This window comes from Sulfurimonas sp. HSL-1656 (assembly GCF_039645585.1).
Lineage (GTDB): Bacteria > Campylobacterota > Campylobacteria > Campylobacterales > Sulfurimonadaceae > Thiomicrolovo > Thiomicrolovo subterrani.
Genome location: NZ_CP147915.1, coordinates 1114977 through 1140303, shown reverse-complemented (window position 1 = coordinate 1140303; position 25327 = coordinate 1114977). Strand labels below are relative to the sequence as shown.

Genomic DNA, 25327 nt, shown 5'->3' with positions numbered 1-25327 from the left:
CCATGTTCAGAACTAAAGAGCTGATTCTCTTCGATTTCGACGGTACCCTTATCGACAGTGTCCCGGATCTCGCGGCGGCGATCAACCACATGCTTTCCGGGTTGGGAAAACCCGCCTTTGAAGAGTCACTTGTCCGTGGCTGGGTCGGCAACGGTGCTCGGACCCTCGTCGAGCGGGCCCTGCGCGCCGCCTACGGCGAGCACGGTTACCCCGCCCCGGCTGACGTCGACGCGGCGCTGGACGTATTCCTGCACCACTATGCCGAAAACCTGGCCGTCCATACCGCCGCCTTCCCGCACGTACCCGAAGTGCTGCAGCAGCTGCATGCGCAGGGCTACCGCCTGGCCATCATTACCAACAAACCCTACGCATTCATAGAACCCATCTTGCAAAGCATGGGCATGGACACGCTTTTCGAACTCACCCTCGGCGGCGACTCGCTGCTGCAGAAGAAACCCGATCCCCAGCCCCTGCTGCACGCCTGTGAAACCCTCGGAGTCGCCCCGGACAAATGCATCATGGTCGGCGACTCGAAAAACGACATCCTCGCGGCCAAAGCGGCGGGGATGCAGAGCATCGGCGTCGGCTACGGCTACAACTACGACGAAGCCATCAGCGCCTACGACCCGGACCTGGTCTGCGAAACCTTCTGCGCCCTCGCCGCGCCGTTCGGGGTCTCCTGTGGCTAGGGTCGCGATCATCGGCGGCGGCATCGCCGGGGCGACGGCGGCACTGACGCTGGGGCGGCTCGGCCTGGACGTCACCCTCTTCGAAAAGGGAAAGAGCCTCGTCTCCGGCCCTCCCTTTTGCCACCTGCACGCCGGCGGCAATCTCTACCGCGAGATCTCCGACGAGCAGTGCGTCACCCTGCTGCGCCAATCCATCGACCTCCTGCGATTCTACCCCTACGCCGTCGATTTCCGCCCGACCGTCATCGCCGTGCCGCATACCGATTCGGGTGCCCCCGAAGCGCTCTATCCCCGGCTGCGCAGACTCCAGGACGAATACCGCCGCTTTATCGCCGAGGACGGGCGCAACCGCGTCCTGGGCGATCCGGAGACCTACTTCCGCATCTACGACCGCGAAAGCGTCGAAGCCCTCCGCACACGCGAACCCGTCAAGATGCCGCAGACGCCCGACGAGTGGATGATCCCCGTCGCCCGCGAGGTCGACCTCTCCACGGTCAAGTTCCCGCTCATCATGGTCCAGGAGTACGGGCTGAACCTTTTCCGCCTCGGCGCAGGCGCCACGCTGTCGCTGCAGGGCCTGACCAACTGCGACCTCCTGCTTGAGACAACCGTGACGGCGGCACAGCGGACCGAGGACGGCAGCGGCTTCCTCATTACCGCCGCATCCGGCGGAGAGAGCGAGACGCAGCGTTTCGACTACCTCGTCAATGCGGCCGGTTTCCGTACCGGGGAGATCGACGACATGCTGGGCTACAGGCGCGAGCGGATGGTCGAATTCAAAGCGGCCTACGTCACCCAGTGGAAAGAGGCAACCGTCTGGCCCGAAGTAATCTTCCACGGCGAGCGCGGCACCCCCAACGGCATGGCCCAGTTCACCCCCTACCCCTGCGGGCTGATCCAGCTGCACGGTATGACGAACGACATCACCCTCTTCGACGAGGGGCTCGTCGGCAGCACGCCGTCGAGTGCGCAGCCCAACCTCGACGAGCGCTTCATCGAGATGATCGACCGGGAGTGGGAGTGGTCCTGCGTCGAAAAACGCAGCCGCCGCGCCATTGAGCACATGGCCCGCTATATCCCCGCCTTCATCAATGCCGAGGTCGCCTCCAAACCGCTTTTCGGCGCCCAGCAGATCCCCGGCGACGACCCGACCCTGCGCGCCGCGGACGTCTCCTTCGTCGGCGAGCGCTATGCCCGTTGCGAGGTCGTCAAGGCCTCGTCGGTGCTCAGTATGAGCGACGCCATTGCCGCCCAGCTCGCGGCGCTCGGCTATGTCGCCCCGCCGGTCCATGGCATACGCCGTTTCCAGGAGCGCCCCGCCCCGTCCGAGTCGCAGATCCAGTCCGAGGCCTCCTCCATCTGCGAGGCGCGCTCCTACCCCTCCTGCCTCTCCCGCCGCACGGTACGCGGCGACATCCCTGCCGGCTGAGCCGCGCATTTCTTACAACCCGCTAGAGCATTTCTTAAGTTTTTCTGCCTTATCATAGGTTATTCCAAGAGCGAAGGAGCCTAAGATGATCGACAAGAAAAAAGTCAGCAAGTACGTCAAGAAAGAGCTCAAGAATATCCTGAAAAAAGAGCTGAAGCAGGAAGTCAAGAAGCACATCAAAGACTATAAAGTCAAAGAGCGTGCCGACAAAAAACTGAAAGCGAAGTAGTAGGGATGATGCGTTCTTAGAGAGGAGAACAGATGCATACTTATATCTTCAATACAGACCTGGGGACGTTCGAGATTACGAACAGCCGCCACCACCGCATGTATGAACTCTGGCTGGAGTATGAGAAGCTCGGCGAATATGCGACGGCGCGGGATGCGGCGGATGACGTCGCATCATTCAATACAGGTCATATCGAATGGGACAACCTGGAGAGCGAAGCCGTGCGGGTCCCTGCCGGCATCGAGGCGTGGACGGAAGTGGGAGACTCGGCGGTGCAATCCGCTGTCGACCTGCGCCAGCGCGCCGAACTGAACAACCCCTACCTCGTCGGCGAAGAGGGGTGAAAAAGCGGCGGCGAAAACGGATCGCCGCGTCCCATTGCGCTTTTAGAACATAAAATGTACAAAGTCCGTATGACTTTGGATGCTTTGACCCTCGACACCCCCTACCTTGCACTCGATCCCCTGTTTTACGATCCCACCGAACCGGACCCGCTGAAAAATCCCTATCTCATCAGTTTCAACCCCGATGCGGCCGAACTGATCGGCCTCTCCCCGGACACCGAGACGGATGACAAACTCGTCGGCCTGCTCAACGGCACCTTCATCCCCGAAGGCGCCAAACCCTTTGCCATGTGCTACGCCGGCCACCAGTTCGGGATGTTCGTCCCGCGCCTCGGCGACGGGCGGGCCGTCAACCTCGGTAAAACCGGGGAGTGGAACCTGCAGCTCAAAGGGAGCGGCGAGACCCTCTACTCGCGCATGGGCGACGGGCGGGCCGTCCTGCGCTCTTCCGTGCGCGAGTACCTCATGAGCGAGGCGATGCACCACCTCGGCATCCCGACGACCCGCGCACTTGCGCTGATCGGATCGGAGACAAAGGTCGTGCGCGAACGCCTCGAGCGCGGGGCGGTCGTGTTACGGATGTCGCCGACCTGGGTCCGTATCGGCACGTTCGAGTACTTCTACTACACTAAGGAGCACGACAAACTCGAACCCCTCGCCGACTACGTCATCGCCGAGAGCTATCCGCACCTGAAAGGCGAGGAGGATGCCTACTTCCTGATGTTCGCCGAGGTCGTCGAGCGCACCGCCCGCCTGCTGGCACAATGGCAGAGCGTCGGGTTCAACCACGGCGTCATGAACACCGACAATATGTCCATGGGCGGCCTCACCATCGACTACGGCCCCTACGCCATGCTCGACGACTACGACATCTCTTTCATCTGCAACCACACCGACACCCACGGCCGCTACGGCTTCGGGCAGCAGCCCCATGTCGCCTACTGGAACCTCTCGATGCTGGCCGAAGCCCTCTCCCCCATCGTTTCAAAGGAGCGGATGGAGAAGAAGCTCGAGGATTACGGCCCCGTCTACACCCAAACCTACGTCGAGATCATGTGCGCGAAAATGGGCCTGGCGACGGTGCAGGAGGATGACATCATCCTGCTCAAAAAACTTCTGAGCGCGCTGCAGAAGTCGCAGGCGGACTACACCCTCTTTTTCCGCACGCTCAGCCGCTACGACGGCGACGGCAGAGCACTGCTCGACATCTGCGTCGACCGCGAACCCGTCCGCGAATGGCTGAAGGAGTACGACGCCCGGCTGCAGCAGGAGCCACGCAGCAAGGAGGAGCGCCACACTGCCATGCTGCGGACGAACCCGAAATACGTGCTGAAAAACTATATGCTGCAGGAGGCAATCGCAAAAGCGGAGAAGTTCGACAACAGCGGGGTCGCCGACCTGCTGACAATCGCCCGCAACCCCTTCGACGAGCTGCCGCAGTTCGAGCGCTACGCCAAAGCGACGCCGAACGAACACAAGAACCTCAAGCTCTCCTGCTCCTCTTAGGAAGGAACCAGAAATTACGCTTCTCATTCTTTTCTTTTTCATAAGAAAAGAACCAAAAGAAAATCGGTCTTTCGCGAATCGCTCGCCCTTCTCGTCTTTATGCCTTCAGGGCGGCTTTCAAGGAGCACTCAAGGCCAACTTCAGATTTATTTGATTGCGCTTTGTCGATACAAAGCGCTTGATACGAGCTTCGACACGTCGAAGCGCATAAAATCAATAGGCGACCTGTCGTTAAGCGTGCCTTGAAAGCCGCTGCGGAGGCCCAAAGCCGGGAGCGGCGTGCGATTCGCGCAACGACGATTTTCTTTGGTTTCGTTTCTTTGTAAAAAGAAAGGAAAAGGAAAAACTCTTTGCCACTTTTTTAGAAAAAGTAGCGCAAAAAGCGGCCTTTCGCGAATCGCTCATCCCTCCCGGCTTTATGCCTCCGGGATGGCTTTCAAGGTGCGCTCAAGGCCAATTTTCAATTCAATTGAATGCGCTTCGGGAACCGAAGCTATTATAATTTTATAGGAAGAGCCAGACGAGGAAGGCGAAGCCGATGCCCAGGTTCACCCAGCTGCCGCCCTCCTCAAAGAGCATGACCAGCAGCTCGTACCAGGTGGCCAGCGGTTCGGCGGGGACGTCGAGCATCTGCGCGTGGGCGTAGGCGGTGATGTCGGCACCCCAGATAAATGCAACAATCTCGGGGACAAAGAAGAAGAGTACTATTCCCAACAAGCCCCACACCGTTTTTTTCGGCTTCATCTGCGCGAGGCTGCGGCGAAGGGCGGGACTGTGTTTCAGGCGGTAGGCGGCGGTTGCGATTTTTTCTCGGATCATTAGGATAGAATTTTACCAAAAAGGCAAAAACAATGTCGAAAACGAAACTCCTGATCGTCTGGACGAACGGCGACAAAGAGGTCGCTATGAAGCTCCCTCTGCTCTACGGCTCCGTGATTTTGGAACGGGGCTACTGGGAGGAGGCACACCTCATGATCTGGGGCCCCTCCATCAAACTGGCCGCCGCCGATGAAGAAGTACAGGCACGCCTGAAGCAGATGAAAGCGAGCGGCGTCGCCATGAGCGCCTGCATCGTCTGCACGGAGGATTATGCGGCGACGGATGTCCTCGCGGCACTGGGGGTTGAGAACACCCACACCGGCGAGATGCTCACCGCGTGTCTCAAAGATGACAGCTGGGCCATAATGACGGTATAATCTTCCTTATTGGCACCAAGGAGGAGCAGATGAGGAACTATCTTTTCAACACGGACATCGGGACCTTCGAGATACGACAGGCCGGCCATGAGCGCTACGAGCTCTGGATCGAGGAGGAGATGCTCGGCGAGTACGAGAGCCCTGAAAAAGCGGCCGAGGACGTCGCCGCGTTCAATACCGACTATCCCGAGTGGGACCGGCTGGAAAACGAGTACAGCAACGTCCCTGCCGGCCTGGACGACTGGAGCAGCGTCACCGAGACGATCCCCGAGGCATGATGGGCAGTACGCTTCAAGACGGTACGCACCGTTTTATCGCGGACTGCCACCTGGGCAGGCTCGCCAAGTACCTTCGTTTCATGGGCTACGACACCCTCTTCTTCCCGACCATCCCCGACACCGAAATGATCAAAATCGCCCGCGATGAAGAACGCACCGTTCTCACCCGGGACACTGCCCTCGCCCGCCGAAAAAATGTGCCCGTATACCTGCTGGAAGCCCTCGGGCTCCATGACCAGTTGCGCGAACTGGCGGTGCATTTCGGGTTGAACCCAGGTGATGATGCGCATCGGCGCTGCCTCATCTGCAATGCCCCGCTCGTGCGTGTCTGCGCCGTTGCTATCCGCAACGCCGTGCCAGAACAGGTCTATGCGACCTTCGACACCTTCAGGCAGTGCCCCGAATGCGGCCGTATCTACTGGCACGGCGATCACTACCGCAAGATGCTCCGTTTCCTGAAGACGGCCCTGGAGCAGACTGCTCGCAGCTAAACCCTAGCTCTTTTCCTGCACCTAAAAGGTGTCTCAGGCGGCTTCTGCCCGTTCCTTGTACTTTGCCAACCGGTAAGCCTGATCGAGGTTAGCGCCGATCATTTCCACGACGGCTTTGTCGATCTTCCCGGCGTCGGCCATCTCCCGCAGGATGGCGAAAGCCGCATCAGGTTCCATCGCTTCGCGGTAGGGGCGTGTCTGTACCAGCGCCTGGAAGATGTCGGCAACGGTCACGATCCGTGCCTCGAGGGGGATCTCCTCCTTCTCAAGGCTGTAGGGGTACCCTTTGCCGTCGAGCATTTCGTGGTGCAGCGAGGCGATACGGGCGATCTCCCGGAAACCGTGGATGCGCCGAAGGATCATGTTCGAATCGAACCCATGCCGGTTCATGAGCATCTTCTCCCCGTGGTTGAGCTGACCCTTCTTGTTCAGGATGTCATCATCGACCCGCAGTTTTCCGAGGTCATGCAGCAGGGCGCCTATCTCCACCGTCTCGCGGGTATGTTCGTCCAGCCCGAATCCCCGGGCCAAGAAGTTGGAGAGCGCTGCAACCCCGAAGGAGTGTTCGAAAGTGAAGGGGCTTTTGGCATCGACGACGTCGGCGAACATCTGGGCCACCTCTCTTATTTCCGTAAAGGGCAGATGCAAGACATCCCCCCGACCGACCCACTCGAGCAGCTGTTCCTCCAGCGGCTCGTCCGCCAGGTAGAACCAGAACGAGTTCCGACGTGCGGCGGCCACAAATGCATCGACCAGCTCCGGGGCGAAAAAGTTTCCCTTGTGCTCCAGGATGATCCGCTCGATCTCGTCGCTTTGCTCCAGGTCGGAACCCTCAAGCTGTACCCGCAGCGCATCGATCCGGTCGGCGAGGTAGATCAGGTTCGCCTTCTGTTTGACACGCGCGTCGACCGGCAGGTGTTCCAGGATATCCCAGTGCGTATGGTGATAGTAGATCGGCTGGGAGAAACGTGCGAAAAGTTTTACCTTTCCCAGCAGGATGGCGCCGCGCTCGCAGTGGAACTGCTCATCCTTCCACTCCAGCTGTGTCACCAGGCTGCGGTGCGTTTCGGTCTTTGAAACACCGCAGTCGTGCAGCATGCCTATACTGATGATTTCATCGATAAAGTCATCATCGAAACCGGCCTCTTTCGCACAGGCGGCTGCCATGAAGGCCACCCGTTTGCCGTGGCGCGTATCGTCGATGCCGACAAGGTCTAAGGCTTCTGAGAGGGCGTAGATGACTTCGCGAATATTGAGTTCATATTCCATCGTTAACACTTTTTGTTAGTACTTTTCTATTAACAAGATCATAACACACCCACGGACAAAATGTATGGACACGGACGAAATTTTGATGATTTTATCCGTGGTGCCGGATAGGATATAATGCCTCCATGCCTGCATGCTTCCCGAGCCGTATCCTTTTTGCCCCCGCCAAGGCGTTCTGCCGATGACCGAGCGCTACAGTATCGACAGCAGCCGTTTCGAAGAGGATGAAGAACCGCTGTGGCAGCGCCGGCAGCGCGAAGATGCCGAACGCGCCGCGGCACTGGCCATGCGAAATGAAAAAACCGTCTACCGTGAAGGCGACCAGGTCGGCAATTTCCTGTTTGTGCGCTATATGAAGGCCAAAAACCGTGCCGTTTTTGCCTGCCCCGACTGCGGCAAGAAGTTTCAGTACAACATCTATACCATCAAGCAGAAAAAACGCTGCAAGTGGTATAAGGGGCACGCGGCCCTGAAAGGAAAAAGATGACCGACGAAGAGAAACTGTTCGAGATGGTGGAGCGCTGCGTCGCCGACGCCGTGCTGGCCCTGGAAAACGACTGCCCGCTCGTTCCCTTTGCCAAGCTGCTGATCCAGGACGGCACCGTCCGCGATATGGCCTGCGACGACGGGGAAGAGAAGCAGTGCTACGAAACCCTGCTCGAACGTCTCCGGGGCGAGGTGAAGATGGGCGATATCGACGCCGTCGCCCTCGTCGCGCGCGTCACCATTCCCGAGCAGTACAACGCCCCTTCCCCCCAGGGGATCCGCATCCACCTCGAAGAGAAGGCCCAGGCGCAAAAGAAGATCTCGGCCCGTCTCCTCTACGTCCCCTACGACCTCTTCGTCGCCGACGGCGACGCCAGACGCAGTGTCATGCTGCACAACCCCATCGCCATCGGGATGCCGATGGAAATCTACGCCGCGGTAAGCTGACCGGGCACGCCGCATGGCAAAAGCGATCCTCCTCACCACCTTCGCCCCGTGGCTGCCGCACCATACCTCCAATGCCTCGGACGACCTGCTGCAGCATTTCATCGATGCCAGAGGCGACGCCTGCGACTACCTGCGGCATCTCCCCGTCGACCCGGTAGCGGCACCCAGGATGGTGCTGGACGCCTTCGAACGGTTACGGCCGAAGGTGCTCGTCTGCTGCGGCATGGCCGAAACGCGCAGCCGGCTCGAGCTGGAAACGCAGGCCGTCCTGGATGGAAGCGTCCTGCACAGCGACCTCAATCTTCCCCGCCTCGCCGACGGGCTGACGCTGACGGCCGTCAGCGACGACGCGGGAGACTTTGTCTGTAACGCCCTTTACTACCGCTGCCTGGAGCATGTGCAGGCTACCGCGGGAGAGCATCACTGCCTCTTTGTCCATGTCCCCGTGCTGACCGCCGAAAATACGGCAGCGCTGACGCAATCCTTCGCCGCCATAATCAACCGACTGACGGCAGAGATCTGATTCTCACTGCCGTAGTGCCGGGCGTCACAGCTTCTCGGGCTTGCAGAGCGCACCCTTCTCCGCCGCCGCACGCAAACACTTCCGGCAGTAATATTTCGGCGAAGCCAGCAGTTTCCGGAGGCTTTTATCCGGCTTTTCATCCGGACCCAGCCTGATCTTGCACAGCGTTTTCATCCTCTCTCTCCTTTCCGTACCGTCCCTGTTTTGACCCTCTTCACACTTTGTTCCATTATAGCACCGCCGGCAATGATCAGCGGGAAAACCGCAATAATAGGTATGAAATTAGTATAAATATTTATTATGAATGAAAGCGAAGTTTCTGCTAGAATATAGAAAACGGCGTGCAAAAAGGAGTCCCTATGACAACGACGGTCAACGGTATCGAAATCAGCTATGATGACCTGGGGCCCATTGACAAACCCGCACTGATCTTTCTGCACGGTTTCCCCCTCAACCGTTCCATGTGGAAACGGCAGGTGGAAGCGTGCCGGGGAGCGTGCCGGGTCATTGCCTACGACTTGCGGGGGCACGGGGAGAGTGAAAGCGGAGAGGAGCCCTTCTCCATCCCCCTCTTCGTCCAGGACCTGCTCGGGCTGATGGACGCCCTCCGGATCGACAAAGCGATCCTCTGCGCCCTCTCCATGGGCGGATACGTCGCCCTGAAAGCGGCAGAGGAGCATCCCGAACGTTTCCGTGCTCTTGTGCTCTGCGACACGCAGTGCGCTGCCGATACGGATGAAGGTCGTGCCAACCGTCTTAAAGCCATCCATGCCATCGAAACGGACGGCGTCGCCCCCTTTGCCGAGGGGCTGCTGGGCAAACTCCTGGCCGAACAGACCTTTGAACAGCAGCCCGGGACGGTGGATGCGGTCAGGGAGATGATCACCTCAATGCCTCCGCACACCCTCGTACGCTCCCTGCGCGCCATGCGCGAGCGCGACGAGACCTGCAGCGAGCTTTTCCAGCTTACCCTCCCCGTCCTTATCCTCGTCGGCGAAGCGGACAGGATCGCCCCGCCGGACGCCTCCGTCTACATGCATAACGCTCTCCCCCATGCCGAACTCGTCGTCATCGAGGGTGCAGGGCACCTGAGCAACCTCGAGAACCCTGATGCGTTCAACACGGCCCTGCTGCGCTTTTTGGAAACGCACTGCGCCTAGGGGCCGTACTCAGCCCGAGATCATCTTCGAGGTGATCCCCTTCTGGTCGCGGTTGTCGGCGACGAAGACCCCGACGATGTGCAGTGCGACAAAGGCGACGATGGCCCAGGCGACAAGTTCGTGCAGCTCCTTGACGGAGCCCGCAATGTCCTTGGCCAGACCGATATCCTTGTAAAAGTGGATAACGAGCCCGCTGACGGCCATGAACGCCATCACGGCATAGATCACTTTGTAGCCTCTGTAGACCCACGCCATGTGGCTGTTCTCCGGCGCGTAGCCAAACCCCTCTTTGACAATCATCACCAGCCGCCACAGGACAAGAACGGCGAAAACGTAGCCGAGGATGATGTGCCACTCCCACATCGGCGCCCGCACCGCCTTGGCAAGGGCGGCCGCCTGGTCCGTCGTCACCGTGATGCCGAACCCGGCCAGCTTGTCGAGTAGGATCTGCGAATTCGTATGCCAGCTCAGAAAGGTCTTGCGCAGGAAAAAGGTCCCGAGCAGCCCCAAAACCACGACGGCGTTGGCCCAGTGCCAGACACGCAGTTGCAATGAATAGTTTTTCATGTTCTCCCTCCCGGTTAAATAGGAATATTATACGTCAGATTTCTCAAACCTGTGTATCCGCGGCGTAAATGAATGTAAACCGGAAAGAGCGAAAGAGGAAGGGTCAGCACGCTTCCGCGGCTGCGGGGATGCGGATCGTAAAATGGGCTCCGTGCTCGTCATTTGTCACCGAGATCGAGCCGTTGAATTTCTGCTCGATGATCTGCTTCGTCATGTAGAGCCCCAGCCCGGTCCCCTGGCTCTTATGCCCGGTCGTAAAATAGGGGTCGAACACCTTGTCAATGATCGTTTTGTCGATGCCGCCGCCGTTGTCGCAGACCTCGATGACGTAGTTGCCTCCTTCGACAAAGCCGCGGCACCGGATGACGCCCGCTTCGACCCCGTGGTTCTTTATGGCGTTTGCCGCGTTTGAATAGAGGTTGATGAGCGCCTGCTTGAGGTTGTTCAGGTAGCCGTTTATCCGGACATTTGCAAGGTCGGTTTCGTAGCGGATGCGGTTACCCATGATGGAGCTTTTGACGAGATTCTGCAGCGATGTTTCCAGGTCTTTCATACAAAACGTGTTGTCGCCGTCTTCCCCCCGGTAGTAAAAACGGAAATCGTCGATGGTGTCCGAGAGGTACTGGATGATCTCGCTGCAGTTCGACTGGAAGAGTTCAAAATCGCCCTCAAGCGCTTCACCTCTGTTCACCATCATCTTGACCGACATATCGGTCATCAGCAGCCCGAGGGTGTTCAAAGGCTGCCGCCACTGGTGGGCGATGTTGCTGATCATCTCCCCCATCGCGGCGAACTTGTTCTGCTGGTAGAGCATATTGTCTTTTTGTCGGCTCGCCTCGATCTCCTCCGAGATCCGCGCCTCGAGGTTCTTGTTGATCGCTTCGAGCTTGCGTTCCGCTTCGAGCTTTTCGGTCATATCGAGACTGATGCCGACCAGGCCCATGACAGCGTGCGTTTCATCCTCGACCCGGGTTTTGACGATCAGGACGTCGTGCACCTTGCCGTCGGTAAAAGGGATCTTCTCATAGCTCAGGTGGGGATCGCCATGCTGCAGGGCCGCGGCGTCCGAAGACATGCAGCTCTGCGCGATTTCCGGCGGGTAGAGCGATTCATAATGGGGGACGGAGAGAAAACGTTCCTCGCTGATGCCGATGGCGTCGCAGAAGGCCTTGTTGACGAACTGCAGCCGCCCGTTCACATCCTGGGACCAGATCCCGATGGGCGCCGTATCGAGGATGGTCCTGAAGGTGAGGCGCTCGTTCGGGGCCATGATCTCCCTTGCGCGCTCCTCCTGCACGCCCATGCAGCGCGAAACGATGTGCCCGCTGGAGAGCCGGTAGAGGTACCCCTCCTGCCAGAGACTGGTCTGCCCGAAACAGGGGACCAGTGTGATCTCCTGCGGATTGCCCGTGCGGTAGACCTCTTTGAAGAAATCGATCAGGGGGCGGGTCGCATTGACCGGGAAGAGCGTGGACAAGGCTTCGGCGACGGGCTCGCCCTTCTCAAAATGGCAGAGGCCCCTCCCCTTTTCATTGATGTAGACGACCTTGAAGTCATCGCCCTGCGCTATCGGTTCAAACACGGTGATCCCGACATCGATCAGGCCGAAAAGCTCTTCAAAATTGAACATGCATCTCCTTAAACAATAGTATATTTTATCGTAAAGGAGGCACGGTGAAGGAACAACCGCCAAAGCATCCATGCAGCCCTGTCACCAGGCGCCACACCCTGCCCTGGCGGAGCCTACAACATCACCTTTTGCACGGTTGGCAGCTGCCCTTCTTGATGGACGGCCATGACAAAAACAGGCGGCAGGCAGGCGGCACAGTAGTCGATATCTTCGGCGTTGAACTCGGGGCGGGCGGGATCGAGGAATTTCACGACCGTCTCGCAGCCGTAGATGCGCCGCCGGACCTCATCGGCATCCATCGTCTCTCCCAGGAGCTGCGAGCGGATATACTCTGCGCAGGCGAAGTCCTCGTCCCCCGTGGGGTGGGAAGCGACGAGGTTTATTTTCGCATCGCTGTCGCCGTAATGCGACTTGAGGTACAGCGCCGTCGCCTCGGCGTTGGAGAAGCCCGTCAGCAGCACCATAGGAGCCCCCAGCGAATGCAGCGCCGCCTTGACGCCGTTCGTCGTCTTCTGCACGATGGTTTTCCCCTCGAGTTTGGCAGCAGCGAAACGGACGGGGGAGTTATCGAGGTCGAAGCCCGCGATGGGCAGGCCGCCGATCTCGCCGGCCAGCAAGACCTCCGGCCTTTGATTCCGCACACTAAAAGCCGTTTCAACGTCGGGGACGAGGAGCATTTCAGCCGCACCTCTCATGAAGGCGTAATGCGCCACGGTAAAGGCCCGCACGACATCGATGACGACGTTGACCTCCGAGGCAGGGAGCGTGAGGTCGTTGCCTCTGAATATCTCGACACGGGGGCTCACTGGTTCTCTCTTCTCCTATAGGTAACTGATGCTCTCCGACTTGATCCGTTTCATATCCTCTTCGTCCAGTTCATCGTAACTGTAGACGAAACAGGCCGGCTTCTCTTTGACCGTTTTATGGACGTCCCAGAATGTCTCCATATCCTTGACGATGATGACCTTCTCGGCGCGCAGCTCCTCCAGCGGAAGTCCGACGAGCCCGTGGGAGAGTGTGATCGTAATAAGCTCCATCATTTCGCTGTTGATGATGATGGGACCGTTGCCTTTGAGAAGAACGACTTTGGGACGCGTTTTGTTTTTCACTGTAGAGAACCTTTTTTTAGTTTCCCTATTACAATAACCGTTCTACCCCAACCCTCAGTTGCCGAAAACCTTCTGCAGGAGCTCTGTCGTCCGTGCAGCGGGATCGGTGCGGATCTTCTTCTCTTCCTCGGCGATGACCGTAAAGAGGCCGTCGACCCCCTTGGCCGTGATGTAGCCGTCGAGGTCGCGCGGGTCGTACGTCGTTGCATTCGATTCACCCGACAGAGAACCAAGCAGTGCAGTCACCCCCGTCTGTTCCAGCACCGGCGCGCCGTAACTGTCGTAGGTATCGACCATTGTTTTGTAGTACTGCGTCACCTCGGTCTCCTGGGTGTACTGCTGCACAATGGGCAGGATCGCCGCCTGCAGCGCCGGGCCGGAGTGCTCGCGGAAATACTCCGTCGCCGCGTTGTCAGGCCCCGTCAGGATCTTCTTCGCATCCTCGATGCTCATTGCGGAGATGGTGTCGGCAAAGATCTTCGCCGTCTCCGGCACCGCCTTCTCCGCCGCCCGGTTCATCGCTGTGACGAAGTCGTCGGCATACTTGCCCATCCCCGCCTTGCGCAGCCCCTTCTCGACCATCATCAGCTTCTCGGGCACGGGGATCTTCACCAGGTTGTTCCCAAGGAAACCGTTCTCCTTCCCCAACTGTTCAATGGCCTGTTTGACACCCTTGTTAAGCGCCTCGCGTAAACCGCCGTCTATGTCCGTGATCGAGAGCCCGGAGGCATCGTTCGTCTGCGTCTCCCCAGAAGTCGTTTTCGTCACCGTTTCGATGATGGAGTCAAACAGCCCGGCATTGAGGGTCTGTGTCGTCAGTACTACAGCCAAAGAAGAGGTCATTAAAAGTTTTGAAATATGCATATGAGTCCTAGGTATTCGTTTATCTAGCAGTATGCCATAAAGATCGCAATACGCAATGATTGGAATGAGAATTGCTCATCAGTGACTAAAAGGAGTGTCATGATCCCGGAGGAGCATTACGATAACCTGCAAAAAAGCGCGCCCAAGGTGGCCGAGAACATCCATGCCATTACCGAGCAGACCTTTAAAATCCTGCTGACAGAGCACCCCGAACTGAAGGTGCTTTTCCAGGGAGCCAAAGCCGACATGCCCCAGCAATTCAGCTTTGCCGTCATTGCACTGACCAGCTTTATCGACCGTCCTGAAAAGATGAAAACGTATGCAGAAAAATTCAAAGCCATGTATCCCAATGCGACACAAGAACAGTTCGAACTCATCTTCGAAGCACTGCTCAAAGGAATGAAACAGGTCCTGGACCGCAAAGCCCCGCCGAAAGCCATCAACGCATGGGATGCTGCACTGACCCATCTGAATCACGACTACCTTCACAGCCAAAATGCCTGATGTATATCTTTAAGATATTCATTCTGTTTGGCCGTAAGCCTTGCCATATCGAAAACAAATTGCTTTTACAACTTTAATGAATAAATACTCACCTCGTAAGCTTTTTATAATCAACCAGGATAAGTTTACTGTTATCTGCATCGTTTAACTTATTGAAAGTATGAAATTTAATTAAATCTGCAATCAAATATTTAATCATTTCGATATTTTTTGAATCCTCTTTTGCAATCGATAAACTGGCAAAAACCATCATTCTACGAAATGCTTTTATCAACATTACAATCCCCGCCCACAAAACTAAAAGCATCAATAACATCAAACCAAAAACAGCCCACAAATTCTTCGTTTCAGTATAGTGCAAAGATTCATATAATGTTTGTAAGTTAGCTCCGGCACCTACCGTCAATACTGTCAATATGGAGCACATCAATACAAATAAGGTCAGTATCCTAGTTTTTGCCTCTTCATTGAACACAAAATGCAAAAATTTATCTATCGGATGCTTACTATCAAAATACTTTTCACTCAGATCCAACATATCTTGGATCACTCTCGCCACTTCCCCAAATTCGTGCTGCTCATGCGACAAATATCTTTTCAACAAAAATATTTTTGCTTCCTGAAAAGTTTTCACCGTAACACCGAATTCTTCTGCTAGTAGTCTAATGACATTCTTATTTCTCAATCTACTTGATTCCATAAGAAACCCTAGCCCTAAAATTTCCAACGATCCCAACACAAATGGAAAGACTAAACCTGATAAATTGTGTATAAACCATAAATGAATACTTCTAAAATTAAATAGAATCAGCACTCCTACTATAGCAGTTACGAGAAAAAGCCAAATATATATGTTTTTTATTCCCCCATATGCAGAAAAAGATTCCAAACGTTTATAATAGCTTGCTGAGATTTTATAAACTTCCTCCATTATCAATCACACTCCCCTATTTTGAATTTTACTTTGAGTTTATTTATTCCACGGAAAACGAAAGGATGGCACTTTCGCAATTTTTTACCACTACCGCACAAACATCTACTCTGTCTGTTCGTAAGTAGAGCCTGAGCCAGTTCTTTTTTCTCCAAAAGTTCAAGCAATCTTTCTAGGTCTATACCACCCTCAGCAAACAACTCAAGATGACCGAGATAACCATGTGCATACTCACCCCAAGGAAGCCGACCTTCTTTGTCGAAATAACTCATCGCGAATAAAAAGGGCTCAAGGGCCTTTTTCATAAATTCTTGAATGGTGAATTTATCTTCAAAAAGCTCATGCTCTCTGTCTTGAATGACTGTGCAAAATGACCTATCGGTGTTGATATGCAAATCTATCAACTCCATCTTGTAGCGCTTGGCCATTTCAGCTATTTTGTTAGAAAGCTCATGGACCTTCGGAAGCATTGAGTTTCCAGATGCTTCCAGAATAATTTGAATAGTGTAGCTGTCAGATATTTCATAACCTTCATAGCTTCTTGTAAAGTCAATATCCCCAGTAATGGTTTTAGCAAATGTGTCGATTTGAAGTTTAGGATATTGAGTTATTAACCACTCAATATCCTCTGCGCTTAATTTGATCTCCATGGTTTTTGCGGGGCGATGATCTCATTTGACGCACATGCCGCTGCTGCGCGTGCAGATTTTTCGATTTTTTCCTTGAAGAAATCGTCTTTGAAAAATGAGCTCCAGGCTTTCAATGCCTGTTCACGAGTACAGTCAGCTCGTTCCAGGACAGCAAGAGTGTTTTTCAAGGCATAATCCAGCTCGTCGTACAGCTTTTGAACCTGTGCCTCTTTCCCTTCGCTGATTAAATCTCCAGTTATAGGGTGATGGATTCGTTTATCCCAGACCAACCGATCCCTGATAGCTTTGAGCGTTTTGTAAAGCGATTCGTCATCTCTGTCTTTGACATCGATATACTTTTCATCTACCAGAACCGTGAGTAAGAACCCACTCGGCATATTCCAAGACGCTCTACTGTTGGACCACTTCTTTTGAAGTCGGGTCACACGCCGCATTTGACGGCCGTTGTTTGTATCGGGACTTTTCTCGATGACGGCGTCGTTGAACCATGTCGTTATCTCTTCGGGATTTGACTCTTTCCAATCACTGCTGGCAAGTTCTTGAATAGTTTTCCCATCTTTCTCGTATGTGCGATACACCGGCATATCTACATGGTGCCCTTCGTTGTAGTAAACACGCACACAGTTTTTCCGTACTTCCGACTTGCGGCTGAATCTGTCGTCCTGCATAGCATCGCAGACCATCTTTCTGGCATTCAGTGCAGACTTATCACCGCCATTTCTGCCATTGAGGTCGTCTTTAGTGAAGACAATGCCAACATCGATGTCGTAATCATTGTCCGGATGCTGATTGATGGTATTCATGGCATAAGAACCCTGGTTGATAGACTTGCTGTACATCGGGTCATCATTTTTCTTCAAACCGTTTTCAAGCCGCGTCAGATTTTTGTCGCGATACTCTTTCAACTTGGTTTGCTCAGCAGCAGGAAGACGGACTTTTTGGTTCAAGTATTCCATCATTTCTTTCGAACAGTCATAGATCATTTTGAAGCTCCTAATAGCATTTTTTCTAAACTTGAAAGATGTTCCTCAATTGATGTAAATCTATCCAATTTATACATATTTTGAACATCATCAAGTTCCATATATTCATTTAACTTTGGGTTAATTCGTTTGTAAAAAACTCCTTCTGTCTCTGACAACAATCGGACTTTATTTTCTTCCATCTCTTCTTGTGCAGTGAAGAGGACCTCTTTAACAGGGGAGTTTCTCTTGGCAAGGTTTATTGCCCAATCCCATTTAGGTGAATTCTTCAGACCCCTAATGTCTAGTTTCTTCTTAAAGTCACCAGTGCCTATTGATAATAAACAAACATCAGATAAAGTTTCAGGAGGAAGAGTGTTTTTCTTACTCTTTCGATCAAAATGTCTTGCATCAATGAGAGCTATTAATGAAGGGTTGTTTGCAGACATGCCCCCATCAATTAATACTCCTCCCGCCTTCGAATCACTATAAGCAGGGAAATAGGTTGGTGCAGCCGTCGAAGCCATGATTGCATCTGATACACAAAATTTTTTGTCATTTTTCTTAGAGTAGTCTGACTTAAAGACTTTTGGTTTGAACTCATCTAAGTCAAATGCAGTAATTATTAAGTCTCTCTCTAACTCATTGAAAACCAATTGTTGTTGAGTCGCGCTATCCTTCAAGGTATCAAAGACAATATTTTTTAGCTCTTGAGAACAATATTTACTTTGAAATAAACGCTCCAGTAAGCTTCTCTTTTTAAAAACTTTGCTCATGCTTTTTTCATAAATTTCTCTTGCCTCCTTTGCAAACATTCCTTTAGCTAACAGTGCGGCTATGATTGACCCCGTAGAGGTTCCTGCGATTAAATCAAATCTCAGACCTATTGGTACCTCATTTCCATCTTTATCATTTAGGTGCTTTTCTACATTTTCTAAAATTTTTATTGAGAGGTATCCACGGACACCGCCGCCATCAAGGCTCAAAATTTTGAATTTATTATTTGTCATAAAGTATTTACTCCTATATCGTTTTATTCAATGAATCTTTTGGGGATTCATACGATAGAAGTATGGCACGAGCAAAAGCGGAGTAATTCGCTTTGGAATTAGTCGAGGTCGATTTTGGAGTAGTTTGAAATGTTCGCTTCGATTTGTTGGTGAAGCGATTGTGGGGAAAGTACTTTTATATAGGGGAGATATTGTTGGATCGTGGGGATAATTTCCATTTCATCAGTTATGGGGATATACATCCTTTTATAGTTTTCATCATAATCAAAGATCCGTTGGTGTTTTGATAGAGGCTGCCTTTCAAAATATTTACTCACTCTTTTATGCACCAACAGCTCAACATCTGTAGGAGGTTTATCTTTGAAATAAGCATTCACAGCACCATCAAGCTTGTTAATTACGTCTGAATGGGGATCGTCAAAATGTTCTTTTGTAAGTTCCAAAGATTGAATGCTTTTCAAATGAAACTTTTTAATCATCTTATCATTCACATCCCAATGAAACAGATACCAATAACCTTCCAACATCACGATCTTCAGGGGGTGGAATGTTCTAGCCTTTTGACTATACTTACAGTTCAACACTGTTTTTGATTTAATAGCGCTTTTGATGATCGCTAGTTTAATTTCATCATCCCGATCAAGATGTTCCATGTTGATTTTTTTGTAAATCGAGAGGGAAGCTCTTCTTTTGAAACGATTAAATAGCCTTTGAGTCGCCAGTATAAACCTTCTTCCATATTTTTCGCTAGCAGAATCCAGCACTGACATACAAATTAGCTCATCTGGACTCAGCAGTGTTTCTGACAAGAAGTTCCTACGTGCAGTCCACTTCCGTGTCGTATGGTCATGTTGAATGTCGGCAAAATCAAGAGGAAGCAGATATTTTTTGATGTTATCTTGTAGGGTTTTTTCAGGTATGTCGAGTTCTTTACTCAAGGTAGGAATGTGTAAACCTTCACCATTCGATAGACGCTTCAACAATCTAGGTAAAGCGTCTATCATTTTTTGATTCATTGGGGTTTCCCGTACTCTTGGTTAGGTTCGGCTACAAGCAGTTCAGGGATTTTGTCAAATTTATCTTGCACTTTTACTTGTCCATTCATTAGCATGGGGAGAAGCCAATCACGTAGCCTTGCAAGCTGTTGGTTCTCTTGATTGTTGGTCAATATTTTTTCGAACAAAGGTGACACTTTTTCTCCATATAGCTTAATAATTTCCAATGAAGGAATCACAAGTGTAGTAAACTTTATATCGTTCGTAACAATAGAGTCAAAAACAGAGCCTGATGCTTTGACTTTCAAATAATGAACCAATTCTGATGCAGCGAAATAGAGGTATGGATAGTTAATTTTTTGCAAGGGCTTAAATGCATAGCATGATTGATTCATTGCCATCTGTTGTGCCGCGATCATAGTTTTACCAACTGATCCTCTGGCAGTAATAAAAATAGTGCCTTTTTCAAATAAACTACTACTACAGTGACTCAATCCCTCTTCAGTAATTGAATCAAACGTTGTTAATATAAAAGCTCCATTGTCGGCATCCGTAGGAGTGAAAAAAGGAATGTTTCCATCCCAATAGGTCTTGTTTTTTTTGCTTGGAGTGCCTCCACCCATTAGCTGGGAGACTCTTAAAATACTATCGGCTTCCCAGCCTTTGGGAATTTCTCGTTTTAATGTTTCACTATAAACCATTTGCCCACCTAGAGATTTATAGGGCTTGCCGTTTTCATCGGGGAAGTCAAACTGGATAAACCAGTAATCGTAGAGAGTTTTTGCCATAGCTTCCAACTCAGTATTGATTTGGTTGTTGAGTTCAATTTTTGTATCAAGTTTTGATAAAAGATTCGCAATATTTTGTAATGTTTCTGGAGTCTTCGGGATGCTGATAAGAAGATTGAAAAGTCTTACTTTATCAAGTTCTCCCTGGCCTGTACTTCCATCCATGAAGGCTTGAATATCTTTTTCAAATGAGTACAATACATAGTTTAGACATCTAGCTTCATAATAACTCTTGCATCTAAGAACTAGCATATGAGAATCAGTAACTACTTTCAGACTCTCTGGAAGCTTGTCAACAAAAGCACAGCGTCCAGCAGTACCTTGGCCAGTTGAATTAAAAAGTATATCACCGACTTTTAATACTTTTTCTTCAGAAACATTTTTTGTGTCATCCGTGTATTGTGCGAAGGAATAATCTATTATATTGTGCCGAACACATTTTTGATTCAGAACCATTAATTGACTTTTTTTTACATAGTTAGGTGTGATGCCCTTTGCAGAGTAAATAACATAATCTTCAACTCTTTTCCAATCACTCATACTTTAGGCCTGCTAATTGCGCTGAAATTTCTTCTTCTAATTTTCTTGATGTTTCAAAAAGCTGATTGATTGTCTTTGAGAAGGATTGTAATGTTTCTGAAAACTCTACTTCACTGATTTCTTCATATTGAATTTTCACCTCGAAATACTGTCCTGCACTAAGTGAATAATTTCTAGCAGCTATATCACCATATGGGACAACGACAGAAAAACTTTCTTGAACTTTTTTGTTGTTGAAAACGTCAATGATACGATCTTCTTCCGCTTCGCACAAAACAGTCCTTTGGTTTTTTCCATCTTTGACAGTTGTACCCAAGCCTGAAGCATCGATTAGTACAACATCATTCTTATTGCTTTTATCGATAAAAATAATAGAAACATTGGTACCGGTTGTTGCAAAGATATTGCTAGGCATCGAGACGACACCGGCCAGCATCTTTTCATCAACAAGTTTCTGACGGATTTTTTTATCTATACCAGTCTGAGCAGTAATAAAGCCCGTCGGTACAACCACGGCAGCTTTACCATTCTCTTTTAATGAATAGATGATGTGCTGTAAAAAGAGCACATAAATTTTCATCTTATCGATATCTTTTTTGGGAACAGTTGGAATACCTGCAAAAAAACGCTCATTGTTTGCTTTGGTATCGAGGTCATCACGGAAGTCACTAAAGTCCATTTTGAAAGGTGGATTGGAGACGATATAGTCAAATTTTCGTAACGCGTTCCCCTCTTTGTGGTAGGGGTGCAGCATCGTGTTACCCTGAACGATGTTCTGAATGGAATGCACAAGATTATTTAGAATGAGATTGAGACGTAGTAGGTTCGATGATTTTTGCGAAATATCCTGGGAATAGATGGAACAGCGATCTTCACCGATGGCATGGGCGATGTTCATCAACAATGTACCTGATCCGGCTGATGGATCGTAGCAGTTAACGTTTTGTACTTTGCCCTGCTGCTCTCTTGGAACCAAGATAGCAGCCATGATCTTGGCAACGGCATGTGGCGTGTAATACTCGGCATATTTACCACCGCTGTCTCTATTGTAGTCTTTGATAAGGTATTCGAAAATGGTGGCATAGAAGTCATACTTTTGGTTAAAAATATGCTCGAAACTAAACCCTACGACCTTGTTGATGAGTGCCTTACAGAATGCATCACGTTTCGATGGATCAGCGATGAATTCACTCACTCTGTCAAAAAGAACCACTTTTGCTCCACCGTCCGTTTTAACTGCAAAGATGTCATTATTATCAATAGCAATATCTCTCAGCGTATCATCGAAAGTTTGGGCAAAGTCCGCGTCATTTTGATGATCATAAAGATAAGAGATCAAATGCTCCGGTTTGAGGTTAGCAGTGTCACCCCCTAACTGCATTAGCAGTAACTCTCGATCGTCGTCTTTCAGGTCGCCATAGGCTTTTTCCCAGCGCTCAGCTTTTCCTATCTTTTCATTCAGCTTTTTGACTTCATAGGCAAACTTGTCATTTAAAAACTTGTACAGAAATACCTGCGTAATAATCTTGTATTCATTACCGTCATTACCAAGTCCATACGTCGCACATACAGCTTTTAGGCTGTCGATAATCTGCTTGGTTTGTCGTTCAAAATCTATGGTTACCAATTAACTACTCCGTTATATTCATTCAAATATTCATTGATGGCTAAAGTATTGATGTATTTAGCTGTATCAGGTTTTATTTCTATCTTGTTCGCCTTGAACTGTTCGATGACAATCGGCAATATCGTTTTACTGAAATAGCTCTCATTATCCAGAATGCTATGGTTACGCAATACTTTTTCATCTGCTTGGGATTTCACGCCTTGCAGCGCTTCAAAGATCAATCGCTCTTTTGGCGTAATATCGCCACGTTCCAAAAGGCGCTTGTGCATGCGCGTATATTTTTTATCATTTTGATATTTGGCATTCAACAAGTCGTTTTGCCGGTTCAACTCTTTAATTTTCTCGTGAATCTTTTGCAGGCTGTGGATGTTCTCATTCATCTCGTCCTGACTGACTTCACTAAGTTTTTTCTGTTTAAAGAGACGTTCCAACTCTTCTTTTAGCGAAATGAATTCCGGATCTTTCTGGTCAAAATTACTTGCGAGTGCCTCTCTGGTTTGTCGCAACGTATTTTTCAGCTTGTCAGCGAGCACCAGTTCTTCTTCCGAAACTTTCTTGAATATGAAAATGACATCTTCCAACGCCTCGTTTAGAAGATTGCTTGTATCTGTACCCTCTTCAACCCGTTTTTTCAGGTGCAATAGCTCCAGATGATTTTTGGCTTCACGGTAAAGCAGATTGAGCTTATGGAAATCGATCTTTTCCAAAAGTTCAGTGTGTCCAAAAAGGCGGATGAGATTATATAAATCCTTAGCATTGCCTAAGCTTTTGACGATCTCCTGCATCTGTTTGATGTCGTCAATCTGATTGATTTGTTGAGAAAAAAGCTCGGCATTGGCAGTCTCAAAATGGAAGAGGACATCTTTAATATCTTCAATTTCCTCTTCGATCTCCTCTTTTGATTTGAAGAGATTAGAATAGTGTTCCATTTCATCGCCAAGCTCCGACTGCAACTCTTCAAAATAAGCTTTATTGGTGGCATCGAACTCTTTGCTGATATCTGCAAAATCAACCACATACCCGTATTTGAAATCTTTGTAAGTCCGGTTGACCCTGGTTAGAGCCTGAAGCAAATTATGCTGGCGGATGACGCGCCCGAGATAGAGTTTTTTCAACCGTTTTGCATCAAAGCCGGTCAAGAGCATATTGTAGACAAAGAGAAAATCGATTTTACCCTCTTTGAAAGCTTCTACTTTTTCTTTCCTTTCTTGTTTAGTGCCGATATCGTGCAAAATGAGCGCCGCTGATTTGACACTTCTTCTCTGAAGACTCATATTTGTATCCCACTCAAACCCTTCAGCAGCCAAGTCCACACCATATTCTTCATTGTTAGCCACATTGTATTGCGCTTCCGAATATTTTTCTTCAAAGAGCTCAAACATCTTTTTGGCTTGTTCTGAGCTTTCACAAACAACCATACCACCGATGGTTGGATCATCAAACATCATACGACTCTTTTCAAAGTCATTCACAATATACTCAAGCATAGGTTCTACGAAACGTGTATGTGCAAAGAGATCCCTCTTATTGATATCGCCTTTGAGTACTTCAATATCCTCAAGTGCTTGTTTCAGCTTTAACTTGTAATCGGTTGCAATCTCTTCGCGGATTAAGCGCAGTGTATAACCATCTGCAATAGAGGCGTTGTAATAGTACTTGTGAATATACTTTCCAAAAAGTGTCTTGGAGTTGTAGTCATTGCCCAGCAGCGGCGTACCCGTTAGACCTATTTTAATGGCATCTGGATCAGAGTCATTCAAGTTGGCTAAGAAACTCCCTTTTGGGTTGTAGCTTCGGTGGACCTCATCCAGAAAATAGATACGTTGCATAGAGACATCGTAATCTTTACTGGTTATGACATTTGGATCATCCTCGAACTTTTGGATGTTTACCACCGTAATCTCTGCTCGACCACTTTGGTTATGAATAGCACTCGTCGATTTAATATCTTTGGCAAAATCTTCTTTTGAACTAATGGTATGGACAATAAGCCCACGGCTTGCAAATTCTCTATGTGCTTGAGTCAACAAGTCAAGTCTGTCTACAATGAAATAAAATTTCGGGATGATGGAACGCTTTTGAAAATAATCGGTCAAATGTTTGACATTGTAGTAAGTGAGTGCCGTTTTGCCACTCCCCTGGGTATGCCAAATGATCCCTTTTTTAATGCCCTCATCAAGTTTTTTTTCAATAGCTTTGGTCGCAAAAAGCTGAGGATAGCGCATGATGTGCTTTTCCATACCTCGGCTTTCATTGACGTAGGCTATGGCATATTGCAGCACAAACGCCAGACGGTCTTTACTCAAAAGTGACGTGCAGATACGGTTTGTCGGTCTATTCGGATCTTTATTGGTTTTAAACTCAGGATTGTGTTTGATAACGCTGAGATTATTGTCACGTAGAACATAATCTTCTACCTCATCATCCTCTTTTTTCAAGATCAACGAAAGATTGAATAGCTCTTCTTCTCTGAAGTAATTGAAAGTCGGATTTTCATATGAAGGTGTGGCATAAAAAGCGCCTTCAATTGGTTCGCAAGATTCATCATCATATTCCATGTTATTGGAAAAGATCATCAGCTGAGTGAGATTGACAAATTTTCTGAATTTCTTGTTTTGGAAACGAGTGGCGATTCGCTTCCTTTCAGCTAATACTCCTTCTTTGTTATTTGGCTTTTTCACTTCAATAAAGACCAAAGGCATGCCGTTAATGAGAAGGATGATGTCGGGCCTGAACTCTTCATCATTGTTCTGATAAGTCAATTCCGTAACGACATGAAAAGTGTTGTTTTTGAAGTTTGCGAAGTCAATCAGTTTCGTACCGGATCGCGCTGTCAACATCTCATAAAATGCCTTGCCAAGATCCTCATTATCCAAAGCAAGTTTGACGTCTTCCAGTAACCTGTCTAGGTCATTTTCATCAATGTCCTGATTGATTCGTTTAATGCTATCTCTGAAGATGTCCGCAAATATATTTGTGTCCATATCCCAAGTAGCATCTTTCAGTGAGAGATACTGATAGCCAAGACGGGTCAGATGCAGAATCGTAGGTATTTTTACTCTCGAATCTTCGTTGAATTTCATAATCGAATGCAGGCCTTCAT

29 protein-coding genes are annotated in these 25327 nt (G+C 50.2%); 13 read left to right on the top strand and 16 right to left on the bottom strand.

Annotation, left to right across the window (positions count from 1 at the left end):
* Window positions 1–2: 2 nt before the first annotated feature.
* From WCX49_RS05845 to WCX49_RS05825, 5 genes are all read left to right on the top strand, one after another.
* On the top strand, window positions 3–689 hold the full coding sequence (locus WCX49_RS05845) for a phosphoglycolate phosphatase (protein ID WP_345986645.1): 687 nt from the start codon (window positions 3–5) through the stop codon (window positions 687–689).
* Window positions 682–2118: an FAD-dependent oxidoreductase gene (locus WCX49_RS05840; protein WP_345986644.1), complete on the top strand. Its 1437-nt coding sequence runs from the start codon at window positions 682–684 to the stop codon at window positions 2116–2118. Before WCX49_RS05845 ends, WCX49_RS05840 begins: the two co-directional genes overlap by 8 nt.
* An 85-nt stretch (window positions 2119–2203) precedes the next feature.
* Window positions 2204–2347 (top strand): hypothetical protein, encoded by a 144-nt coding sequence (locus WCX49_RS05835; RefSeq protein WP_345986643.1) that lies wholly within the window; start codon window positions 2204–2206, stop codon window positions 2345–2347.
* A gap of 32 nt (window positions 2348–2379) precedes the next feature.
* Window positions 2380–2691: a hypothetical protein gene (locus WCX49_RS05830; protein WP_345986642.1), complete on the top strand. Its 312-nt coding sequence runs from the start codon at window positions 2380–2382 to the stop codon at window positions 2689–2691.
* Window positions 2692–2760: 69 nt separating this feature from the next.
* Complete coding sequence (locus WCX49_RS05825) at window positions 2761–4197, top strand: protein adenylyltransferase SelO (protein WP_345986641.1); 1437 nt, start codon at window positions 2761–2763, stop codon at window positions 4195–4197.
* Between the two features lie 504 nt (window positions 4198–4701).
* Here the strand turns inward: WCX49_RS05825 and WCX49_RS05820 are convergent.
* Complete coding sequence (locus WCX49_RS05820) at window positions 4702–5016, bottom strand: hypothetical protein (protein ID WP_345986640.1); 315 nt, start codon at window positions 5014–5016, stop codon at window positions 4702–4704.
* A gap of 32 nt (window positions 5017–5048) precedes the next feature.
* On the opposite strand from WCX49_RS05820, the gene WCX49_RS05815 reads away from it, so the two are divergent.
* From WCX49_RS05815 to WCX49_RS05805, 3 genes are read left to right on the top strand one after another with little or no spacing between them, the layout of a single operon-like run.
* On the top strand, window positions 5049–5393 hold the full coding sequence (locus tag WCX49_RS05815; protein ID WP_345986639.1) for a DsrE family protein: 345 nt from the start codon (window positions 5049–5051) through the stop codon (window positions 5391–5393).
* A gap of 29 nt (window positions 5394–5422) precedes the next feature.
* Entirely contained in the window at window positions 5423–5671 is a 249-nt protein-coding gene (locus tag WCX49_RS05810) for a hypothetical protein (RefSeq protein ID WP_345986638.1), read from the top strand.
* A complete protein-coding gene (locus WCX49_RS05805) occupies window positions 5668–6162 on the top strand; it encodes a Mut7-C RNAse domain-containing protein (protein ID WP_345986637.1) in 495 nt (164 codons plus the stop codon). The genes WCX49_RS05810 and WCX49_RS05805 overlap by 4 nt, the downstream gene beginning before the upstream one ends.
* Window positions 6163–6195: 33 nt before the next feature.
* Here WCX49_RS05805 and WCX49_RS05800 read toward each other — a convergent pair whose 3' ends face one another.
* Window positions 6196–7431 carry an HD domain-containing phosphohydrolase gene (locus WCX49_RS05800; RefSeq protein WP_345986636.1) on the bottom strand — a complete coding sequence of 412 codons (1236 nt, stop codon included), beginning with the start codon at window positions 7429–7431 and terminating at the stop codon, window positions 6196–6198.
* Between the two features lie 181 nt (window positions 7432–7612).
* Here WCX49_RS05800 and WCX49_RS05795 point away from each other — a divergent pair, with 181 nt between their 5' ends.
* From WCX49_RS05795 to WCX49_RS05785, 3 genes are read left to right on the top strand one after another with little or no spacing between them, the layout of a single operon-like run.
* Window positions 7613–7918 carry a hypothetical protein gene (locus WCX49_RS05795; protein ID WP_345986635.1) on the top strand — a complete coding sequence of 102 codons (306 nt, stop codon included), beginning with the start codon at window positions 7613–7615 and terminating at the stop codon, window positions 7916–7918.
* Window positions 7915–8364: a hypothetical protein gene (locus WCX49_RS05790; protein ID WP_345986634.1), complete on the top strand. Its 450-nt coding sequence runs from the start codon at window positions 7915–7917 to the stop codon at window positions 8362–8364. The genes WCX49_RS05795 and WCX49_RS05790 overlap by 4 nt, the downstream gene beginning before the upstream one ends.
* Window positions 8365–8377: 13 nt before the next feature.
* Entirely contained in the window at window positions 8378–8887 is a 510-nt protein-coding gene (locus WCX49_RS05785) for a peptidase C15 (RefSeq protein ID WP_345986633.1), read from the top strand.
* A 24-nt stretch (window positions 8888–8911) separates the two neighbouring features.
* On the opposite strand, the gene WCX49_RS05780 is transcribed toward WCX49_RS05785, so the two are convergent.
* Window positions 8912–9061 (bottom strand): hypothetical protein, encoded by a 150-nt coding sequence (locus WCX49_RS05780; RefSeq protein ID WP_345986632.1) that lies wholly within the window; start codon window positions 9059–9061, stop codon window positions 8912–8914.
* A 185-nt stretch (window positions 9062–9246) separates the two neighbouring features.
* On the opposite strand from WCX49_RS05780, the gene WCX49_RS05775 reads away from it, so the two are divergent.
* On the top strand, window positions 9247–10047 hold the full coding sequence (locus tag WCX49_RS05775) for an alpha/beta fold hydrolase (protein ID WP_345986631.1): 801 nt from the start codon (window positions 9247–9249) through the stop codon (window positions 10045–10047).
* A gap of 9 nt (window positions 10048–10056) precedes the next feature.
* Here WCX49_RS05775 and WCX49_RS05770 read toward each other — a convergent pair whose 3' ends face one another.
* The 5 genes from WCX49_RS05770 to WCX49_RS05750 form a co-directional block, all read right to left on the bottom strand.
* Complete coding sequence (locus WCX49_RS05770; protein ID WP_345986630.1) at window positions 10057–10614, bottom strand: cytochrome b/b6 domain-containing protein; 558 nt, start codon at window positions 10612–10614, stop codon at window positions 10057–10059.
* 103 nt (window positions 10615–10717) lie between these two features.
* Window positions 10718–12244 (bottom strand): PAS domain-containing sensor histidine kinase, encoded by a 1527-nt coding sequence (locus tag WCX49_RS05765; protein WP_345986629.1) that lies wholly within the window; start codon window positions 12242–12244, stop codon window positions 10718–10720.
* Window positions 12245–12357: 113 nt separating this feature from the next.
* Complete coding sequence (locus tag WCX49_RS05760; RefSeq protein ID WP_345986628.1) at window positions 12358–13050, bottom strand: 2-phosphosulfolactate phosphatase; 693 nt, start codon at window positions 13048–13050, stop codon at window positions 12358–12360.
* Between the two features lie 15 nt (window positions 13051–13065).
* Window positions 13066–13353, bottom strand: coding sequence for a hypothetical protein (locus tag WCX49_RS05755; protein WP_345986627.1), 288 nt, complete (start codon window positions 13351–13353; stop codon window positions 13066–13068).
* Between the two features lie 54 nt (window positions 13354–13407).
* The gene (locus WCX49_RS05750) at window positions 13408–14184 is read right to left on the bottom strand and encodes a DUF4197 domain-containing protein (protein WP_345986626.1); all 777 of its coding nucleotides are present in this window, start codon (window positions 14182–14184) and stop codon (window positions 13408–13410) included.
* Window positions 14185–14316: 132 nt separating this feature from the next.
* On the opposite strand from WCX49_RS05750, the gene WCX49_RS05745 reads away from it, so the two are divergent.
* A complete protein-coding gene (locus WCX49_RS05745) occupies window positions 14317–14721 on the top strand; it encodes a hypothetical protein (RefSeq protein ID WP_345986625.1) in 405 nt (134 codons plus the stop codon).
* An 88-nt stretch (window positions 14722–14809) separates the two neighbouring features.
* Here WCX49_RS05745 and WCX49_RS05740 read toward each other — a convergent pair whose 3' ends face one another.
* The 8 genes from WCX49_RS05740 to WCX49_RS05705 all read right to left on the bottom strand — a co-directional run bounded on the left by WCX49_RS05740 (window position 14810) and on the right by WCX49_RS05705 (window position 25307).
* Entirely contained in the window at window positions 14810–15652 is an 843-nt protein-coding gene (locus WCX49_RS05740; RefSeq protein WP_345986624.1) for a hypothetical protein, read from the bottom strand.
* A 2-nt stretch (window positions 15653–15654) separates the two neighbouring features.
* The gene (locus WCX49_RS05735; protein WP_345986623.1) at window positions 15655–16302 is read right to left on the bottom strand and encodes an SEC-C domain-containing protein; all 648 of its coding nucleotides are present in this window, start codon (window positions 16300–16302) and stop codon (window positions 15655–15657) included.
* A complete protein-coding gene (locus WCX49_RS05730) occupies window positions 16287–17285 on the bottom strand; it encodes a cyclic GMP-AMP synthase DncV-like nucleotidyltransferase (RefSeq protein ID WP_345986622.1) in 999 nt (332 codons plus the stop codon). Before WCX49_RS05730 ends, WCX49_RS05735 begins: the two co-directional genes overlap by 16 nt.
* The gene (locus tag WCX49_RS05725; protein ID WP_345986621.1) at window positions 17282–18274 is read right to left on the bottom strand and encodes a patatin-like phospholipase family protein; all 993 of its coding nucleotides are present in this window, start codon (window positions 18272–18274) and stop codon (window positions 17282–17284) included. The genes WCX49_RS05730 and WCX49_RS05725 overlap by 4 nt, the downstream gene beginning before the upstream one ends.
* Before the next feature lie 98 nt (window positions 18275–18372).
* The gene (locus WCX49_RS05720) at window positions 18373–19290 is read right to left on the bottom strand and encodes a WYL domain-containing protein (RefSeq protein WP_345986620.1); all 918 of its coding nucleotides are present in this window, start codon (window positions 19288–19290) and stop codon (window positions 18373–18375) included.
* On the bottom strand, window positions 19287–20597 hold the full coding sequence (locus WCX49_RS05715; RefSeq protein WP_345986619.1) for a restriction endonuclease subunit S: 1311 nt from the start codon (window positions 20595–20597) through the stop codon (window positions 19287–19289). The genes WCX49_RS05720 and WCX49_RS05715 overlap by 4 nt, the downstream gene beginning before the upstream one ends.
* Entirely contained in the window at window positions 20590–22224 is a 1635-nt protein-coding gene (locus tag WCX49_RS05710) for a class I SAM-dependent DNA methyltransferase (RefSeq protein WP_345986618.1), read from the bottom strand. The genes WCX49_RS05715 and WCX49_RS05710 overlap by 8 nt, the downstream gene beginning before the upstream one ends.
* On the bottom strand, window positions 22218–25307 hold the full coding sequence (locus WCX49_RS05705) for a type I restriction endonuclease (protein WP_345986617.1): 3090 nt from the start codon (window positions 25305–25307) through the stop codon (window positions 22218–22220). The genes WCX49_RS05710 and WCX49_RS05705 overlap by 7 nt, the downstream gene beginning before the upstream one ends.
* Between the last annotated feature and the right edge of the window lie 20 nt (window positions 25308–25327).

Bases quoted from the DNA above. Each gene is read 5' to 3' on its own strand.
- WCX49_RS05845 (WP_345986645.1), top strand. From the start codon at position 3: ATGTTCAGAACTAAAGAGCTGATTCTCTTCGATTTCGACGGTACCCTT.
- WCX49_RS05835 (WP_345986643.1), top strand. From the start codon at position 2,204: ATGATCGACAAGAAAAAAGTCAGCAAGTACGTCAAGAAAGAGCTCAAG.
- WCX49_RS05830 (WP_345986642.1), top strand. From the start codon at position 2,380: ATGCATACTTATATCTTCAATACAGACCTGGGGACGTTCGAGATTACG.
- WCX49_RS05825 (WP_345986641.1), top strand. From the start codon at position 2,761: ATGACTTTGGATGCTTTGACCCTCGACACCCCCTACCTTGCACTCGAT.
- WCX49_RS05820 (WP_345986640.1), bottom strand. From the start codon at position 5,016: ATGATCCGAGAAAAAATCGCAACCGCCGCCTACCGCCTGAAACACAGT.
- WCX49_RS05815 (WP_345986639.1), top strand. From the start codon at position 5,049: ATGTCGAAAACGAAACTCCTGATCGTCTGGACGAACGGCGACAAAGAG.
- WCX49_RS05810 (WP_345986638.1), top strand. From the start codon at position 5,423: ATGAGGAACTATCTTTTCAACACGGACATCGGGACCTTCGAGATACGA.
- WCX49_RS05805 (WP_345986637.1), top strand. From the start codon at position 5,668: ATGATGGGCAGTACGCTTCAAGACGGTACGCACCGTTTTATCGCGGAC.
- WCX49_RS05800 (WP_345986636.1), bottom strand. From the start codon at position 7,431: ATGGAATATGAACTCAATATTCGCGAAGTCATCTACGCCCTCTCAGAA.
- WCX49_RS05795 (WP_345986635.1), top strand. From the start codon at position 7,613: ATGACCGAGCGCTACAGTATCGACAGCAGCCGTTTCGAAGAGGATGAA.
- WCX49_RS05790 (WP_345986634.1), top strand. From the start codon at position 7,915: ATGACCGACGAAGAGAAACTGTTCGAGATGGTGGAGCGCTGCGTCGCC.
- WCX49_RS05785 (WP_345986633.1), top strand. From the start codon at position 8,378: ATGGCAAAAGCGATCCTCCTCACCACCTTCGCCCCGTGGCTGCCGCAC.
- WCX49_RS05780 (WP_345986632.1), bottom strand. From the start codon at position 9,061: ATGAAAACGCTGTGCAAGATCAGGCTGGGTCCGGATGAAAAGCCGGAT.
- WCX49_RS05775 (WP_345986631.1), top strand. From the start codon at position 9,247: ATGACAACGACGGTCAACGGTATCGAAATCAGCTATGATGACCTGGGG.
- WCX49_RS05770 (WP_345986630.1), bottom strand. From the start codon at position 10,614: ATGAAAAACTATTCATTGCAACTGCGTGTCTGGCACTGGGCCAACGCC.
- WCX49_RS05765 (WP_345986629.1), bottom strand. From the start codon at position 12,244: ATGTTCAATTTTGAAGAGCTTTTCGGCCTGATCGATGTCGGGATCACC.
- WCX49_RS05745 (WP_345986625.1), top strand. From the start codon at position 14,317: ATGATCCCGGAGGAGCATTACGATAACCTGCAAAAAAGCGCGCCCAAG.
- WCX49_RS05740 (WP_345986624.1), bottom strand. From the start codon at position 15,652: ATGGAGGAAGTTTATAAAATCTCAGCAAGCTATTATAAACGTTTGGAA.
- WCX49_RS05735 (WP_345986623.1), bottom strand. From the start codon at position 16,302: ATGGAGATCAAATTAAGCGCAGAGGATATTGAGTGGTTAATAACTCAA.
- WCX49_RS05730 (WP_345986622.1), bottom strand. From the start codon at position 17,285: ATGATCTATGACTGTTCGAAAGAAATGATGGAATACTTGAACCAAAAA.
- WCX49_RS05725 (WP_345986621.1), bottom strand. From the start codon at position 18,274: ATGACAAATAATAAATTCAAAATTTTGAGCCTTGATGGCGGCGGTGTC.
- WCX49_RS05720 (WP_345986620.1), bottom strand. From the start codon at position 19,290: ATGAATCAAAAAATGATAGACGCTTTACCTAGATTGTTGAAGCGTCTA.
- WCX49_RS05715 (WP_345986619.1), bottom strand. From the start codon at position 20,597: ATGAGTGATTGGAAAAGAGTTGAAGATTATGTTATTTACTCTGCAAAG.
- WCX49_RS05705 (WP_345986617.1), bottom strand. From the start codon at position 25,307: ATGAAATTCAACGAAGATTCGAGAGTAAAAATACCTACGATTCTGCAT.